This window comes from Streptomyces sp. NPDC088354 (assembly GCF_044753585.1).
In the GTDB taxonomy this organism is placed as follows: domain Bacteria; phylum Actinomycetota; class Actinomycetes; order Streptomycetales; family Streptomycetaceae; genus Actinacidiphila.
Genome location: NZ_JBIVNJ010000015.1, coordinates 1 through 15,337, shown reverse-complemented (window position 1 = coordinate 15,337; position 15,337 = coordinate 1). Strand labels below are relative to the sequence as shown.

Annotated in this window: 16 protein-coding genes; 3 read left to right on the top strand and 13 right to left on the bottom strand. The window is 65.8% G+C overall.

The annotated features are described in order from the left end of the window. From ACIP98_RS22155 to ACIP98_RS22125, 7 genes are all read right to left on the bottom strand, one after another. The gene (locus ACIP98_RS22155; protein WP_401977595.1) at positions 1–2,439 is read right to left on the bottom strand and encodes a SpoIIE family protein phosphatase; all 2,439 of its coding nucleotides are present in this window, start codon (positions 2,437–2,439) and stop codon (positions 1–3) included. Positions 2,440–2,800: 361 nt separating this feature from the next. Further along, positions 2,801–3,379 carry a phytoene desaturase family protein gene (locus ACIP98_RS22150; protein WP_401977594.1) on the bottom strand — a complete coding sequence of 193 codons (579 nt, stop codon included), beginning with the start codon at positions 3,377–3,379 and terminating at the stop codon, positions 2,801–2,803. After that, positions 3,360–3,569: a hypothetical protein gene (locus ACIP98_RS22145; protein ID WP_401977592.1), complete on the bottom strand. Its 210-nt coding sequence runs from the start codon at positions 3,567–3,569 to the stop codon at positions 3,360–3,362. Before ACIP98_RS22145 ends, ACIP98_RS22150 begins: the two co-directional genes overlap by 20 nt. Positions 3,570–3,583: 14 nt before the next feature. After that, positions 3,584–3,898, bottom strand: coding sequence for an FAD-dependent oxidoreductase (locus ACIP98_RS22140; RefSeq protein ID WP_401977590.1), 315 nt, complete (start codon positions 3,896–3,898; stop codon positions 3,584–3,586). Beyond that, positions 3,898–4,431 carry a phytoene desaturase family protein gene (locus ACIP98_RS22135; RefSeq protein WP_401977588.1) on the bottom strand — a complete coding sequence of 178 codons (534 nt, stop codon included), beginning with the start codon at positions 4,429–4,431 and terminating at the stop codon, positions 3,898–3,900. The genes ACIP98_RS22140 and ACIP98_RS22135 overlap by 1 nt, the downstream gene beginning before the upstream one ends. 562 nt (positions 4,432–4,993) lie before the next feature. Continuing rightward, a complete protein-coding gene (locus tag ACIP98_RS22130) occupies positions 4,994–5,434 on the bottom strand; it encodes a hypothetical protein (protein ID WP_401977586.1) in 441 nt (146 codons plus the stop codon). 685 nt (positions 5,435–6,119) lie between these two features. Then, positions 6,120–6,827, bottom strand: coding sequence for a Type 1 glutamine amidotransferase-like domain-containing protein (locus tag ACIP98_RS22125; RefSeq protein WP_319661477.1), 708 nt, complete (start codon positions 6,825–6,827; stop codon positions 6,120–6,122). A 677-nt stretch (positions 6,828–7,504) separates the two neighbouring features. Here ACIP98_RS22125 and ACIP98_RS22120 point away from each other — a divergent pair. Then, on the top strand, positions 7,505–7,870 hold the full coding sequence (locus ACIP98_RS22120; protein WP_401977585.1) for a hypothetical protein: 366 nt from the start codon (positions 7,505–7,507) through the stop codon (positions 7,868–7,870). Between the two features lie 90 nt (positions 7,871–7,960). Here the strand turns inward: ACIP98_RS22120 and ACIP98_RS22115 are convergent, their stop codons facing one another. Next, on the bottom strand, positions 7,961–8,449 hold the full coding sequence (locus ACIP98_RS22115) for a GIY-YIG nuclease family protein (protein WP_401977695.1): 489 nt from the start codon (positions 8,447–8,449) through the stop codon (positions 7,961–7,963). A gap of 639 nt (positions 8,450–9,088) precedes the next feature. On the opposite strand from ACIP98_RS22115, the gene ACIP98_RS22110 reads away from it, so the two are divergent. Beyond that, complete coding sequence (locus ACIP98_RS22110; RefSeq protein ID WP_401977584.1) at positions 9,089–10,813, top strand: AIPR family protein; 1,725 nt, start codon at positions 9,089–9,091, stop codon at positions 10,811–10,813. 131 nt (positions 10,814–10,944) lie between these two features. Here the strand turns inward: ACIP98_RS22110 and ACIP98_RS22105 are convergent, their stop codons facing one another. Continuing rightward, the gene (locus tag ACIP98_RS22105) at positions 10,945–12,171 is read right to left on the bottom strand and encodes a PIN-like domain-containing protein (protein WP_401977583.1); all 1,227 of its coding nucleotides are present in this window, start codon (positions 12,169–12,171) and stop codon (positions 10,945–10,947) included. A gap of 598 nt (positions 12,172–12,769) precedes the next feature. Continuing rightward, positions 12,770–13,156: a barstar family protein gene (locus ACIP98_RS22100; RefSeq protein WP_401977582.1), complete on the bottom strand. Its 387-nt coding sequence runs from the start codon at positions 13,154–13,156 to the stop codon at positions 12,770–12,772. A gap of 107 nt (positions 13,157–13,263) precedes the next feature. On the opposite strand from ACIP98_RS22100, the gene ACIP98_RS22095 reads away from it, so the two are divergent. Beyond that, complete coding sequence (locus tag ACIP98_RS22095) at positions 13,264–13,824, top strand: HD domain-containing protein (RefSeq protein ID WP_401977580.1); 561 nt, start codon at positions 13,264–13,266, stop codon at positions 13,822–13,824. Here the strand turns inward: ACIP98_RS22095 and ACIP98_RS22090 are convergent. The 3 genes from ACIP98_RS22090 to ACIP98_RS22080 all read right to left on the bottom strand — a co-directional run. Continuing rightward, on the bottom strand, positions 13,812–14,282 hold the full coding sequence (locus ACIP98_RS22090; RefSeq protein WP_401977579.1) for an NUDIX hydrolase: 471 nt from the start codon (positions 14,280–14,282) through the stop codon (positions 13,812–13,814). The two genes, ACIP98_RS22095 and ACIP98_RS22090, sit on opposite strands and share 13 nt — an antisense overlap. 83 nt (positions 14,283–14,365) lie before the next feature. Continuing rightward, entirely contained in the window at positions 14,366–14,776 is a 411-nt protein-coding gene (locus ACIP98_RS22085; RefSeq protein WP_401977578.1) for a DUF6924 domain-containing protein, read from the bottom strand. A 54-nt stretch (positions 14,777–14,830) separates the two neighbouring features. Beyond that, the coding region (locus ACIP98_RS22080) for an XRE family transcriptional regulator (RefSeq protein WP_401977576.1) at positions 14,831–15,337 on the bottom strand (507 nt) is incomplete at its 5' end.

The window sequence follows — 15,337 nt, the reverse complement described above, 5'->3', positions numbered from 1 at the left end:
TCAGCGACCGTGAAGCTCCGCTTCGGCCCAGACCACCTTTCCGCCCGACACCGAGCGGGTGCCCCATCGGCGGGACATCTGGGCGACCAGGAAGAGGCCGCGGCCGTTCTCGTCGACGGAGCGCGCCCGTCGCAGATGCGGGGAGCACACGTCGGTGTCGAACACCTCGCAGGTCAGGACGGAGTCGTGGATCAGGCGCAGACCGACCGTGCCGGTGCTGTGGCGGACGGCGTTGGTGACCAGTTCGCTGACGATCAGTTTCGTGGACTCCTCGAGGCCTCCCAGGCCCCACGCCTCCAGCTGAAGGGCCGCCAGGTTCCGGGCGCTGCGCACGGCGGCTTCGTCGCTGGGCAGCGTCCAGGAGGCGACCTGGGCCGGGTGGAGGGAACGGGTGCGGACCAGGAGCAGGGTGACGTCGTCGGTCGGCGCGTGACCCGGGAAGGACTCCGTCGCGAGGTCGCAGAGCTCCTCGAGGGACCGGCCCGGTTGCGCGAGGGACGCGCCCAGGCGGTCCATCCCCTCGTCGATGTCATGGCAGCGGCTCTCGATCAGGCCGTCGGTGTACAGGGCCAGGAGGCTGCCCTCGGGCAGTTGCAGCTCCACGGACTCGAACGGGACTCCCAGGCCGATGCCCAGCGGGGTTCCGGAGGGCAGGTCGGGGAAGGTGATCCGGCCCCGCGGGTCCACGATCGCGGGCGGGGGGTGCCCGGCCCGCGCCATGGTGCACCGGCGGGTCGCCGGGTCGTAGACCGCGTACAGGCAGGTGGCGCCCACCGGAGCGGGGGTCTCGTCGTCGTCCTCCTCGGCCAGTCGCTGGACCGTGTCGTCGAGGTGCGTCAGCAGGTCGTCGGGCGGCAGGTCCATGTGGGCGAGCGTCTGTACGGCGGTACGGAGCCTGCCCATGGCCGCGGCGGCATGCAGGCCGTGCCCGACCACGTCGCCGACGACCAGGGCCACCCGGGCGCCTGACAGCGGGATCACGTCGAACCAGTCGCCACCGACACCGTGGTCCATGTCGGCCGGCAGGTAGCGCGAGGCGGTGTCGACCGCCGTGCCGCCGGTCAACCGCCGGGGGAGCAGGTTGCGTTGGAGAGCGAGGGCGGCCGTGTGCTCGCGGGCGTACTGGCGCGCGTTGTCCAGCGACACCGCCGCGCGGGCGACGAGCTCCTCCGCCAGGAGCCGATCGGCCTCCTGGAACGGCATCGGATCCTGCATGCGGATGAACAGCACCATGCCCAGCACGGCGCGCCGCGCACGGATGGGCACGATCATCAGCGAGTGCATGCCGTTCTCGTGGACCTTGCGCGCCAGAGCCGGGACCTTGTTGATCCAGACGCCCGGGGCGGTGTCCAGGATCGGCTCCAGATGGGGCTTCCCGGTGGACAGGACCTCGCTGAAGGGCGAGTCGGGCGGTACCGGGACCGGCTCGCCGCGCACCCACGGGGACTCAGGGGTCCCTCGGTGGATCGAGGCCAGGCCGGCCCGCCGGAACACCGGCAGCCGCCCGCCCACCGGACCGACGCGGACCGGGGGCCCCTCGCCGAAGGGGACCGACTGCTCCAGGTCGACCGCGACGTAGTCGGCGAGCAGGGGCACCGCGAGCTCGGCCAGCTCCTGACTGGTCTGCATCACGTCCAGCGTGCTGCCGAGGCGCGTACCGGCCTCGCTGAGGGCGGCGAGGCGTTCGCGCACCCGCCGGCTCTCGGCGACGTCGACGCTGATGACGCACACGCCCACCGGTTCGCCGTCGCCGCCCTGCAGGCAGTGGAACGAGGCCGCGAACGGATGCTCCCGGCTCAAGGTCGTCGGCAGCCACGTCCGGTACTCGTGAACCTTGGTCGTGCCGCTCCGGAGCACCTGCCGCATCACCGTCTCGAGCGCCTCGGACTTGGTACCGGGCAACGCGTCGGTGAACCGGCGTCCCAGCCGTCGCTCCAGGGGGATGCCGTCGTGGTCCTCCATCACCTCGTTCGCCCAGGTGCACCGCAACTGCGGGTCGCGGACGACGATGCCGATCGGCGCGCGGGTGAGGAGCGGCCCCCTCACCGATCCGTACGTCGCCTCTCCGGACAGCGCGCCGACGTCGCCCACGGAGGCGAGCCAGCGTGTCGTCCCCTCCTGCCCGCGCACCTTCGAGAACCGCAGCCCGATGTCGAGGCTCCGGCCGTGCCGGTCGCGCACCGACGCCGTGCCCGACCAGCCGTCGCGGGCCCGGCACTCCTCGACGAACGCCGACACCGTCTGCGCTTCCCCGAAGGTCGGCAGGACGAGTGCGGCGGAACGGCCCACGGCCTCCATTGCGGAGTATCCGACCAGATGCTCGGCGGCCCGCGTCCAGGCGACCACCGTTCCCTGCTCGTCGAGCATCGCGATGGCCGAGTCGGATATCCCGGTCGTGTCCGTGCGGTCGCTGAGAGTCAGCAGGTCGGAGCTGGTCATCGAGCTTCTTCCTCGGGCGGGTGGGGTGCCTGGAGCGGGTTTGAAATGTCGCTTTCGTGTCATTTACGGATTCGACCGGACAGGTCCCCGATCTGTGACAGCGCGCCACAGGTGCAGGATTCCGCGACGCTCCCGAGCCGGCTGGAGGCTTCGGCCACTAAGGGCAGCGCCGGGAGGACGGGCGCCTGCGCGCGGGCGCGAGGCGGCTGGAGTCGCCGCGCACCAGGGTGGGCCGCGCCGGCTCCCGCCGTGGGGACGCTGCGAGTCCCTCCCCCCTCAACGACCGTTGCGGTACGGCGCGTTCAGCGGGAAGGCATGGAGTGCCGCGCGCCGGCGGCGCTCGCCCCGGGGGCGGCTCCCGCTACGGATGCCGTCGTTTCCGTGCCGCCCACGACCGCCCGCGCAGACGGGCGTCGTTGAGCACCTGGCGGGCCGCGAGCCGGCCTGACGTGGCGTGGTTGCCCGCGCCGGGCCATGTCGCGGCGCCGGTCAGGTACATCCCGGGGACCCGCGTGCGATAGCCGCTGTGTCGGCACATCGGCCGGAAGACGAAGTTCTGGGAGAGGTGGTGGCTGACGCTCGCACTGTCTCCGCCGACGAGGTTCGGATCGGCCGCTTCGAGATCGTCGGGGCTGTAGGCAGCGACACCGACGATCCGCGACCGGCTGCCGGGCGCGTACGCCTCCAGCTTGGCCAGTACCCGGTCGGTCATCGGCAGGATGGCTTCGGACCAGCGGGTCTGCGGCATCGTCTCTGCCGCGTCCCCGCGGATGACCGAGGGCGCCATGCGGATCTGGATCCACACGACATGGCGCCGCGCCGGGGCCCGGGTCGGGTCGATCGCGGAGGTCTGTCCCACGATCAGCAGCGGATCGGCGGGCAGGAGCCCCGCCAGTGACTCGGTGTAGGCGCGCGCCAGATCATCGACGTACGGCGCCACGTGCACATAGCCCGAATCGGGCCAGCTCGGGACCCGCGGCCCAGGGCAACGGCCCGTCGAGTGCGAGGTGCAGCATCATGGTGCCGGGGCCGTACCGGTAGCGGGACGCCGCGCGCCGCACCCGCGCGGGCAGCCGCTCGGACTCCAGCAGCCGCTCGTACAGGGCCGTGGGCCCGACGTCCGCGACCACGGCACGCCGCGCTGTCAGCGCGCCGCCGCCGCCGGCGCAGCGCAGACCGACGGCCCGGCCGCGCGGCACAGGACGCGGTCCACCTCGGCCCCGGTGCGGACCTCGCCACCCTGCTCGGCCAGTACCGCGGCGAGCGCCGACGGCAGACGCTGCGCGCCACCCTCGACGACGGACATGCCGTTCTCCATGTCCGCGAACATCTCCAGCAGCGGGAACATCGCGCCGCCCGCCACGTCCGGCCCGAAATCCAGGTGCATGCCCCAGCAGGCGGCCATGGCCCGCGCCTCCCGGGTGACGAACCACGTCCCGCCCAGCTCCCGGGTGCTCATCAACAGCGTGTGGACGAGTTCCGCCGCACCCCGTGGTGGCGCAGCAGTTCCGGCACCTGCCGCGCGGCCGCGCCCGACGGCACGGGACTCCCGTACACGCCGAACAGGTACGGCGCGTACTGCTGGTACTGCCGGTAGGGACCCGCGAAGCCCTCGGCGTCGCCCGCGTCGTGCGCCGCCAACTGCCCGAGGGTGCGCTCGTAGTCGGAGCAGACCCGCACGCTCAGCCCGTCCGGGAAGGCGTTGGCGTAGGGCCGGTCCGTGGTGCGGAACCTCAGCCCGTGGCGGGCCAGAACGGGGGCGAAGTCGGCGTAGGCAAGGGAGCCGAGGAAGAGGTTCTGGTTGGTGGAGTACAGGTCGTGCGTGAACCCGGGTGGCACCGTGGTCTCACCGCTCGCGACGGCGCCGCCCACCGCGGCGTTGCGCTCCAGCACGGCCACCGACCACACCGCGCGCGCCAGGTACGCGGCCGCGACGAGCCCGTTGTGGCCGCCGCCGATGACGACCGCGTCGTAGGAGTCTGCTGTGGTCATGTCCTGAGCCTCTGCCGCTCGTCCCCGGCGCTTCCCGCTCCCGCCTCGCTCCAGCCCCGCCCCCGGGATCCCTCCCTCCCCGTGCTCCTCCCGTCGCCACGGGACGCAACACCGTGCCCGAGCGGCGGCCCGGGTGCGACGCGGTCGCGGCCGCACTCGCAGATGACGGGCCGGTCCGGCGTCGGCGGCGTTGAAGGTGGTGCGCATGCACGGCGCACAGGGCAGCGGGGGTGACACCTGCCTCCCTGGGGCTCCCCTAAATGCCATCACCTGCGGCGTTGCCGGGTGGCGGACCGTCGTCCGACGGGCGACGCGGCGTCACTTCCCGCCATGCGAACGGACCTTGTCCCTCACATGCGGGTGCCCCGCCCGGCGAGTGCCGGGCGGGGCAAGGCCGGTGGGTGATCACGGCAATGGCGCAAGCACCCGTGTGCGCAATGGACTTGCGGCTCCCCTCGCACCGGCCGTCTGCTCCGCTGCTTCTCCCCTCTCGAACGAAGACGGGAGAGTCAGTGCCGCGGGAACCGGTCCACCTCATTGTGCTTGTCGCTGCCGCCGACTTTCAGTTGGTGCCGCCGTAGCCGCCCGAGTCGTCGTCGCCGTGGTCGCCGTGGTCGCCGCCCCACCCGTCACCGTCGTGTCCACCGTGGTCGCCGCCCCATCCGTCGTGGCCGTGGCCCCATCCGTCATGGTTGTGGCCCCATCCGTCGTGGCCGTGACCCCATCCGTCGTGGCCGTGACCCCAGCCGTCGTGACCATGGCCCCATCCGTCATGGTCGTGGCCCCAACCGTCGTGGCCGTGGCCCCAGCCGTCACCGTCGTGGCCGTGGCCCCAACTGTCACCGTCGTTGTGGCACGGAGCCCGATAGCACTCTGTGTCGGCGACACGAGGCTGAGACGTCACCGGAGCGGAGGCGGACGCCATGCCCGCGCCCCCACCGACGAGGAGAACGCTTGCGAACGTCGCGACTACGGCCTTGCGTGCGAGATTGTCCCTGGTCATTCGGTTTGACCTTCCTTGGACATCTTGACCTGCTCATGACATAGGTCGCCTCAGGGGGGCGGTATCTACGCGGTGATGCGGTATGCACCCGTAAGGCGGGTCAGTTCCGGCTCGCTACGCCAACTCCCCTATGTGCGGACCACTCCTGCACTTATGGCGCCTTTAGTTTGACCCTAGCGAGCGGCGTGCGGTGTGTCCACTTATCACCTAATACACGTATTTGATGCCTCAACTGCCTTAGGGGCACAGCGGTGACCAGCGGAAATGGGCACGTGAGTTTCGGTGCCCCCGGCAATCGTCAGAGCAGTCGGGCAACGCTGGCTGGGCCACGCATATCGGATGGAACCCCACTCGGCGAACTCGATGCGCCGGCACGGCGGTGCGACGCCGACGCGATGCCACCCCTGCTCGCGACCACCGCCTTACGGGATCGATCGGGGGCGCCAAGCCGCCGTCCGTTATGCGCCGACCGCACTCGGGTAAGACCGGAGCGTCGCTGGTCACGCCGGTACCCCGGCCCAACGTTCTGGGAGCGAGCGGCATGCCGCTCGCTCCCGGCTGATCTGGATCTGGTCAACCGGACCTGTCATCCGTGGCCTCATGACGCGACGAGCCCCCGAGCAGCGGTATCACGCGGTCGTGGAGGTGGCCGCGGGGGCGCCACGGTGGTTGAGATAGCGAGGCGTCATGGGGCTTGGCGGGACGACGCGACGTCACGAATGTCGGGCCGTTGTGACCCGAACGCCGTCCATTGCCCTTCGGAGACGACCTCGACGGACCCGTCGACGACCTTGATGGCCGTCTGTTCGTCGATGGCGTAGGCCGGGACGCCGATGTCGGCGGCCCATCGCTCTGCGTCGGCCAGGGTGTTCGTCGGGAAAGCGTTCAAGTGCGGGAAGATCGAGAAGTCGACGACTCCCAGAGTGCGGTCGTCCGGCGCGGACGGCCATTCGACGAAGTACGTTCCGATCCGGGGCGTCATCACCATGCTTCCGGCGCTCACTCCCACCCAGACCGTGTCGGGCAGCGAGGACAGCAGATCGGCCAGCCCGGACTCCCGCATCCAGTGGCACAGGTACGTCGCGTCGCCGCCGTCGACCAGGAGCACGTCGGCCTCCCGGACCCAGGGGACCCACCGTTCCGCGCCGATGGTGGGCAGCGCGGTGAGTTCGAGGACGCCGAGTGATGCCCAGCCCAGGCCGGTCAGGTGTTGCCACGTGGGCTGGGCGGCTACGAGGCCCCGCACTGATGTCGGCCCGCACATCGGGTGACCCCATTGTGCTGTCGGGATGCAGAGGGCGTGGCACTCGGCGATCGGCTTGCCGAGAAGCTTGACGAGCTCCGCGTGGATGCTTGGGTTCGTGACGCCGCCTGACGTGAGAAGGAGCTTCAAGGTGCCTCCGAATTCGCGCGCGGAAGGTGGACGTACCTGAAGACCCGGGACCGCGCTGGAACTCATCGCAGTTCGGGCAACCCCCTCGGAGGTCCGTCAGGCCCCTCAGGTCGCCGGGGCTCTCGGCTCATCCAGCGGTAAGGCACTTGCCGTCGTGATCACGGCATGTGGGCCGGCAACGTGGATCAGCGCGGGGATCCCGCCGGTGAGGGTGCCGAAAGAGCGGGCAACAGCGTCCCCGTCGTCGCTGCCACCTGCGCGCGTTGTGTATTCGGCCAGCTCAGAGATCATCAGAGGCGGATCGAGGCCGGGGGACACCCTCCCCGATCCGGACGAAGATCGCTGAACCGCTGCGAAAACTTCGACACGTATGCGGCAGAGCCACCCGCGAAAACGCGGTGACGACCGGACAGCGCCGGGCCGTTCTCGTGATCAGCTGAGGGAGGCCGGCAGGCGCCTGGCCGGCAAAAAGCCCCTCCCTGGGGGAGGGGCGCAAGACGTGCCCCCGGCAGGACTCGAACCTGCGGCCAAGCGCTTAGAAGACGCTGGGTGGGATCACCGGCGCACCGCCTCTGACCTGGTGTTCCCCGAACGCCAAGCGCGAACGTTCAGCGCCCTCGACATGTATTCGACACAGAGAGGATGAACGGCTTCTGCCGCCCTGCGATGATCTCCTGGTGAGCTATCCCGCAACGGACGAGCTGTCGTCAGCAGAGCGCGCATTCATGATCAATGCGACGGAGATCGATATCCTGCCCGGCGTTCGGGGAGACCTGGAAGAACCGTTGGCCTCCGCCGGGCCAGCCGAGCTTGCCGCAGTCCTTCTGCCGCTCATCGACAGAGGCTGGATTGAAGTCTCTCGGCTCGTTCCCTGGACCGCTCCCGATGGCAGTCCGGGGCTCCAGCCTGGTCCTGCCCTCCCGCGACGTGAACTTCCTGCCTTGCTGGCAGATGCTGACAACTGGGAGTATCCAGACGACGGCGAGTGGCTGGGTCGTCTCACCCTCGTCCTCACCGAAGCAGGGCAGCGGATTCCCCGGTGACCTTGGTGACACCAGCTACAGGAGTCGATCGCGCCGGCTGCGGCCTCTCCAGTTCGGGACTGTTCGCGGCCGTTGATGTCAGCCTCACGCCTATGCACTGATGGGCAACTCTCTTGCTCGCTGACGTGCTTGGGCTCGCAGTGCCTTGAGACGATCGTGGAAGGCGTTGTGGCGGTTCTGGTCGAGGTTCAGCGGCAGGTCTAGTTCAGAGATGAGCTCAGACTCCATGGTCCACGGTTCGTTTTGCTCGATCCAGCACACCCGTGCGTTGTCTGCCATCCACTGGCTGAGGGCTGTTTCGCCGGCCTTGCCGAAGGTCATACGCGTTCCGCTGCCTACGAGGCGCAGTTCTAGACCGAGTAGGCATCCGAGGGTAAGCCGCAAGGTCGAGCCGGCCGCGTTGCCTCGGTAGTGGTACCGCACGCGTTTGCGCAGATTCTGCGTGCTGGTTCGGTTCGCCATGTGTCGCGGAGCTATGCCGACGTAGAGCAGACGTCCTGCAGTCAGGTCTGCGTGGGGCGCCTCCTCGAAATGCCACCCGTAGACGCCTGCCACCGCCGGTACGGGGCTCGGCCGCATCAACACCTCGTGTGCTGACCACAGCCGCTCAGGCCTGATGATGGCAGCACCGTCCACGGAGCCTCCAGGGTTGACCACGGTTGGTGGCTGCAGATTACTGGCTGGCGCATCGGTTCACAGCAGGACTTGGGAACCACTGCCTTGTAAGCCTGGTGGTCAGGGTCATCGAGGGCGTGCAGGTCAGAAGGGCTTTGAAGAGGCCCCAGCTCAGCCAGCCATTGCGACCGCGGCGACCCGCCGTTGACCGTGGCTGACCGCCCGATGTGGCACGACTGTGGCACGCCCCCTTGAGCGAGCAGCGGTCCCTCGCGAGCCCACACCAGGGCTCGACCAAGTAACGCTCACATCCTCGGCTCTTCTTGGGCTACGGCTGCTTGGAGGTGGGGCAGCCGGCCGGGTGCAAGGTGAGTCCTGTCTATCTGCAGAAGCCACGCCTGAGTGCCAGGATCAGGGATGCTTCCGGGCCAGGGGTAGTGCCAGTGAGGTCCGCGCGGCATGCGGGGGATCGCGAGAGACGAAGACGCATGGCTTTCGACGGCCACAACGGGAGTCGCTACAGCCTGGCTCTTCCGCATCACCGTGCGCGATCGGTATGGTGCTCTTCCAGGTACGGCCTGCTGATCTTGATGCGGGGGGCGCATGAAGAAGCTATGGGTCAGGCATATCAAGGATGCGTTGCACACGGGCTTTGCGGATCACATCGATATGAGTGATTACGAGAAGGCTAGCCCTTCTATTCACGAGAAGGCATTCTTGAGCAGGGCCCTGGCAGCCCTTGCCGTTCAGAGGTTTACAGAGCTTTCAGCTGCGGAAGCGGCCGCCACTGTTGTGGATGGAAGCCATGACAATGGAATTGATGCCATCGCGATTGATCCTACGCAGCATAGAGTGATTCTCGTGCAGTCCAAATGGGACGGCTCTGGCGATGGCAGCCTTGGCCTGGGCGACTCGCGCAACTTCATTGCCGGATTCAAAGATCTCCTCGACACAAAGTTTGATCGGTTTACGCCTCGACTAAGGGCTTGCGAAGACCAGATTACGGCGGCACTGGACGATGTGGATGTGACATTCGTCCTGGTTGTCGCCACGACCGGGCGAACGGAGTTGGCGAAACCGTCTGCTGCAGTTTTTCAGGACGTGCTCGATGAAATGAACGAGACTCAGCAGTTAGTCTCGGTAGAGATGCTGGGATTGCCTGAGTTTCACTCCTTTGTCGCAGAGGGGCTAGGCGGCTCGCGTATTGACTTTAACGCGCAGGTGGAAAATTGGGGCACGGTAAGCGAGCCCTATGAAGCGTATTACGGTGTGGTGGCGGCTTCGAATGTCGCCGAGTGGTACGAGCGCTTCGGTGACCGCCTGTTTTCGCAGAACATCCGAAAGGCGCTTGGCAACACAAGCGTAAATGATGCACTAGCGAACACCATTTTGGATTCGCCTCACCATTTTTGGTACTTCAATAATGGCGTGACGGCTCTATGTGAAAGCATCAAGAAGACTCCGCGTGGCGCGGCAACGCGGACCTCTGGTGATTTTTCCCTGACGGGAGTTAGTGTCGTCAATGGCGCGCAGACCGTAGCCAGCATTCATAAGGCGTGGCAAAGGAGTGGGAGTTCACTCGACGGCGCATTGGTCTGGGTCCGTTTCATTAATCTCGAAGCCTGTCCGGATGGCTTTGCAACGGCAGTGACGCGAGCTACAAATACGCAGAATAGCGTAGAAACGCGAGATTTCGTGGCTCTGGATCCCCAGCAGGATCGCTTGCGCACTGAGTTGGTTCTTTCGCTAAAGAAGACCTATGCGATCAAACGGGGGGAGCCAGTGCCTAGCCCCGAGAATGGCTGTACCGTGGTGGATGCCACCGTAGCTCTGGCGTGCGCTAATCGTGAACCTAGTTTGGCAGTCCTTGCGAAAAGTAAGGTCGGGAGTCTTTGGGAGTCTACGGAAAAGACCCCGTACCGAACGCTTTTTAATCCGACTGTGGGGCCATACCGCTTGTGGAGATGCGTTGAGGTAATGCGCTCCGTGGATCTCACCTTGTCGGACCTGAAAAGGAAACTGGAGGGTCGGCCGCGGTCGGTCTGCCTCCAGGGTAATCGCCTCGTACTCCACTTGGTTTTCCGAGAACTCGACTTGCAGCGGATCGAAGATTCCGAGTATGACTGGTCGGGAGAGCTGAGAAGGGTCCCCGCCCTAACGGAAAAGGCGCTGTCCTCTCTCGTGAAACATGTCGACGACATGCATCCCAGCAGCTATGTGACGAGCCTTTTTAAGAACATCACGAAGTGTCGGGAGATTGTCCAGAAGGTCCGTGAAGACTGGCCTCAGGAATCTGAAGAAGAGAAACTCAGCCGGTCTACTGTGTAACCACTTCGCTGAACTGGGGCTCAGGACAAGAATCGCCCGCTGACCAGCGTTGGTACCCTCACTGGTTGTCGATGCTGGCCGGCGCTGTCCTGGCCGTGCGAGCTCGAAGTTGCGCCTAACGGCGATACGCTTCAAGATCTTGACGGATTGGCCGCACTATTCAGATGAATTTCCAAGCCTTGGCGGAAGTATTCGATATCGGTATCTACCGAATGAAGCCGATTGTGTTCTTCCCGTGCTCTAGCCTGTGCCACAGCAAGGCTTGCCGAAAGTTCGCTCAACTCGCCACGAGCCTGTTCGGCGAGATGAGACTTCTTCGACAGCTCGCGTAGCTGTTTCTGCTTACTCTTGATGAACTGAATTTCGTGACCGATTGCCGCCACTTCACGCCTGCACTCTTCGCGAAGCAGGATGAGATCCTTTGCCTCGGCGAAAATGTGAGACGAATCAGTGTCGTCACTTCGCACCTTTGCCAGTAGTTCGTCAAGCGACTTGGCGCGCGCGATGGAGACCTTCTTGCCAGGAGAATGTGACGCAGAATTAGGGGTTGAGCCGGCGCTTTGAGCGACAGCTTCTAGGGTCTCTTTGCTGACCTTTGCCCCCAGGTGTTCTTGGGCGAGTGAAAGGAACTCGTTCGGTCTGAGGAGATAGAAGTCTACTCCTGCGCGTTTTCTCATCTCTGCTACCAGTTCAGGCCTGGGGCCCAGCCTGAATTCGCGATCCCGCCTAACCCAATCTTCCTTGTTTTCCCGGGAGATGAAAATTATCGTTCGGGGGTTCGACTCTGCCTGCTTGAGGATTTGCTCCCACAGTACGAGATCGCCAATTGCGCGGGACGGGTCTTTTTGGGCGTCGCAGTAGCCGGGAGGGATCTTTTCGGTGAATCGGACCTCGGCGTCCTTTGTGAGCTGCGCCATGCCATGTTCGTGTAGGGGAGGGCCAACCTTTCCGTCTAGTATGTCATCGACGGCGCGAAGAATATGGTCGTCGCGAAGGGCGCTCGCAACACTTATGTCTGAGGAGTCGCGCAGGCTCCGAACTTTCGTAGAGATGTCGGTGATGGTTTGATCGAGAGCCTTTATTGTCTCAGAAAATTCATCATTCGGTGCTCCGCAAGCGTCGCGTAGTCGTTCTAGTGAAGACTTCCCCTGCTTGCGCAGATCCTCAAGGTCGTCAAGTGCGTTTTTGAAGAGGGTTGCTTGGTCCCGAATTGCGTTGAATCTGCGTTCGTGAAATTCTTGTCCCACTCGATGTGGAATCCATAGGCGATTTCCTACCTTTCTGAAAGCGTCAAGCTGTTCGGATCGAATATCCGGTAGGACGCGATAAAGGTCGAGCAAGACGTTTGCGTCAAGCACGACTGTCGCTTCCCGTAGAGCAGTGGCCAACTCGTCAGGGGTGGGGGCATAGTGTCCCGGGAACCAATGCCGAAGACTCCCCGGCGCGTTGGACTCAGTGGCGTTCTCAGTCATGCTCCCCCTATCACAGTGCAGATGGTGTCAGCCTAGGCGGGTGGGCTTCCCCGTGTGGTGCAAAACCTTATGAGAGCCGGATCCCGCCTAGGTTGACGGAGCGGCTTTGGCCGGTGGCCTGCCTGGGCTGGGGCCGGGCATGATCGGGGGGCCGTACGCTGGTTGGCAAACTCGGGCAGGCTTGTCCCCTGCCCGCAATGTGTCCGAGTGGCCCCCTGGTCTTGCTCGGCGCGGGACCCGGACCGGGGAGGTGGGTAAAGCCGTGGAGTCGGCCGCCCCAGCCACAGCGGGTTTCTCCCTCAGCAGCCCTTCGCTGTCTGGCGGGCGGCCGGCGGCCGGGCCGGAGCGGGGCGAAGACTGGAGCGTCGGCCCGAGGCGCCGGGCCGCGCGCCGCCGCGCTCTGCGCGGCGGGAGCGCCTTGATGAAGTAGAGAAAGTCTTACCGCGCTTGGGTTGTCCAGCTCGTGCGGAAGCTACAGCCGCAGCTACAGCAGTTCCAGGGAGCCTGGGGCTTGGCACTCGAAGATCTTGACGAGCCATTCGAACACCGTCGGGCCCTGGCCGTTGCGTGCAGCCGCCAGCTCCTGGGCGACGTGGGGTCGGTTCGTGGGGTGGCATCGCGCGAGTCGGAACTCGAGCTGCCGGACCGTTTCGGTGTAGCCCAAGCGCTCCCGCGAGGCTGCATGGTCGTGCCAGTGGAACTCGAAGTCATCGTCGTCGGGTGTGCCGAAGCCCCCGCGGAGGCAGTCGTTGAGAGCATCGAGGTTGCGCCCGAAGTAGCCTCCGGGGCCGTTGACGGCCTCGCCCACGACGCGCCAGAAGTCTTCCAGAGTCGTGATCTGGGTTCCGTCCAGCACATAGATCGTTGCCATGGTGCGCACGATAGGTCCGGCGCCGCCGGGGCGTCGACTCATTACCTTGATCCTTGTGGGGCTGAGAGACTGTCGACTCCCTGCGGTGCTCGGCTACCGTGCGGTCCATGTCTTCTGCGCTGGATACGCCCCAGGGAGCGGCCGAACTGGCCGAGTCGTTGTTGCCGCCGCTTGGGAACCGATGGCTGCACACGCAGGCTGTTGCAGCGCGGGCTCGCGAGGTCTCCGCGGCTGTGCCAGCGGATGAACGTGATCTCCTCGTGGCTGCCGCGTGGCTGCACGACATTGGCTACGCCCCACAGCTGCGGGACACAGGCTTCCACCCGATCGACGGCGCACGGCACCTTGAAGTTCTGGGCGCACCCGATCGGCTCGTGCGTCTGGTCGCCCATCACTCCGGGGCCGTTTACGAAGCGGAGCAACGGGGACTGTCGGCGGAGCTGGCCGTGTATGGGCGGGAGGACTCTCCGTTGCTCGATGCACTCATCTGCGCTGACATGACGACGGGGCCCGCCGGCCAGGCCTTCGGCTTCGAACAGCGCATGGACGAGATCCTGGTCCGGTACCTGCCGGGCAGTGAAGTGCACACCGCGATCACCAACGCGCGCCCGTACCTGCGGGCAGCCGTCGAAAGAACACAGGCTCGTCTCGCAGATCAGCCGATGTAGGGTTCGGCGCGGCTGGCCAGTCCGTGGTCGATCCGCATCCGCATGGACGGGTGGATGTTGAGCTTGTCCAGCTTGCTCGGGTGGATGAATGCCACTTCCTTGCTCTCGCTGCTGGTACGAAGTTCGCCGCCGGTGATGCGGGCGTGGAAGCAGATGGAGAACTGCTGGCGCACCTCGCCGTCGTCGTAGGCCATGACGTGGGCCGGGTTGGTGTAGATGCCGATCAGGCCGGTCACCTCGATATCGAACCCGGTCTCTTCCTGCGTCTCCCGAACCGCGGCCGCTGGCGCGGATTCCCCGACGTCGATGCCTCCGCCTGGCAGTGCCCACAGGTTGTTGTCGGTCTTGTGGATGAGCAGGATCTCCCCGACCTCGTTGAGGGCGACGGCCGTGACTGAGGGAACGATGCTGTTTGCCTTAGGGGCGTTCGGGTCGTTGAAGTAGTCGATGCGAGCCATGACTCCAGCCTCGCATGGTGGTCGTCTCGTGCTGCTACCGCTTTCGCCCGCCAGCGTGCTTGGGCTGTTCCAAGGTGTCGCTGTCACCAGCCGCGGAACGTGTCAGTGGCGTCCGTGGAGTCAGCGAAGTCGGCGAAGTCCATGTTGGCGATGCTCAGGTTGGCGGAGATTTCGGCGTACCACTCGACCGGTACACGGAAAGTCCGGCCTGGTTCGTCGTAAAGGTCGACGGCCAGGAGGGGCTGTGTCGTATCGGTCATGGTTACGGCATCCGCGAGGAAGACATAGGTGATCTTGTCGTCTTCCTCGGCTGCGGCATCCTCATCGACCAGGGCCTGGATGCTCACGTCAGCGAAGCGCGGGTCGTCGACGTATGTCGCGACTCCCTCCTCCGCGGCGTCGATCGCCTCTCGCAGGTCGTCCCAGGCTGAGTCGTTGCTGAAGTCAGTGCGCAGGACCACAGATGCCAGATCGTCGGGGTAAGGCAGAGGCATGCGGTCATGGTCTCACCTGCGATTGGTCGTCATTGCGTCAGGTGGACGAACTGCCTACGCCGGCCGGCCGCGCTCCCATGCGTAATCGAAGCTGCGCATGTAGTGCCGGAAGGTGCGGGCGCCGGGCAGGTAGCGGAAGTGCAGGACCGGGTTCTGGCCGGCGGGAGCTCCGAGGACGTGCGGGTTGACGAGGACGTCATCATCGAAGCGGTAGATAGAGTTGTAGAGGATCGTGTCGTGCGACCTGACCTCCACACCCGGCGTGGCCATGGTCGGTTCGAGGTAGCGGCGCGTGATCCGGGCTCGCGCCGCGAGGCCCTCGCCGATCCCCTCCTCGTCTCCGCGCTGGCGGACCGCGTCTGAGTCCGGGTCCCCCAGGAGTATCCGCACCTGTGCGCCGGCGGCAGCCTTCTGCGCGAGCAGGTCGGGCAGGTCGGGGTGACTGTCGAAGAGGAACAACCCGGCATAGACCAGGATCTCGACGTGGCTGGTGGCCTGCTCGATCAGCGATGACCACAACGCTGCGGGGACCGCTCCGCGGTGCGGGTAGTACGTGATCAA

Excerpts from the sequence above, each read along its gene's own strand:
- ACIP98_RS22130 (WP_401977586.1), bottom strand. The coding sequence starts at position 5,434 with ATGACCAGGGACAATCTCGCACGCAAGGCCGTAGTCGCGACGTTCGCA.
- ACIP98_RS22090 (WP_401977579.1), bottom strand. The coding sequence starts at position 14,282 with ATGGCTCGCATCGACTACTTCAACGACCCGAACGCCCCTAAGGCAAAC.
- ACIP98_RS22135 (WP_401977588.1), bottom strand. The coding sequence starts at position 4,431 with ATGACCACAGCAGACTCCTACGACGCGGTCGTCATCGGCGGCGGCCAC.
- ACIP98_RS22095 (WP_401977580.1), top strand. The coding sequence starts at position 13,264 with ATGTCTTCTGCGCTGGATACGCCCCAGGGAGCGGCCGAACTGGCCGAG.
- ACIP98_RS22085 (WP_401977578.1), bottom strand. The coding sequence starts at position 14,776 with ATGCCTCTGCCTTACCCCGACGATCTGGCATCTGTGGTCCTGCGCACT.
- ACIP98_RS22110 (WP_401977584.1), top strand. The coding sequence starts at position 9,089 with ATGAAGAAGCTATGGGTCAGGCATATCAAGGATGCGTTGCACACGGGC.
- ACIP98_RS22140 (WP_401977590.1), bottom strand. The coding sequence starts at position 3,898 with ATGAGCACCCGGGAGCTGGGCGGGACGTGGTTCGTCACCCGGGAGGCG.
- ACIP98_RS22100 (WP_401977582.1), bottom strand. The coding sequence starts at position 13,156 with ATGGCAACGATCTATGTGCTGGACGGAACCCAGATCACGACTCTGGAA.
- ACIP98_RS22115 (WP_401977695.1), bottom strand. The coding sequence starts at position 8,449 with ATGCGGCCGAGCCCCGTACCGGCGGTGGCAGGCGTCTACGGGTGGCAT.
- ACIP98_RS22155 (WP_401977595.1), bottom strand. The coding sequence starts at position 2,439 with ATGACCAGCTCCGACCTGCTGACTCTCAGCGACCGCACGGACACGACC.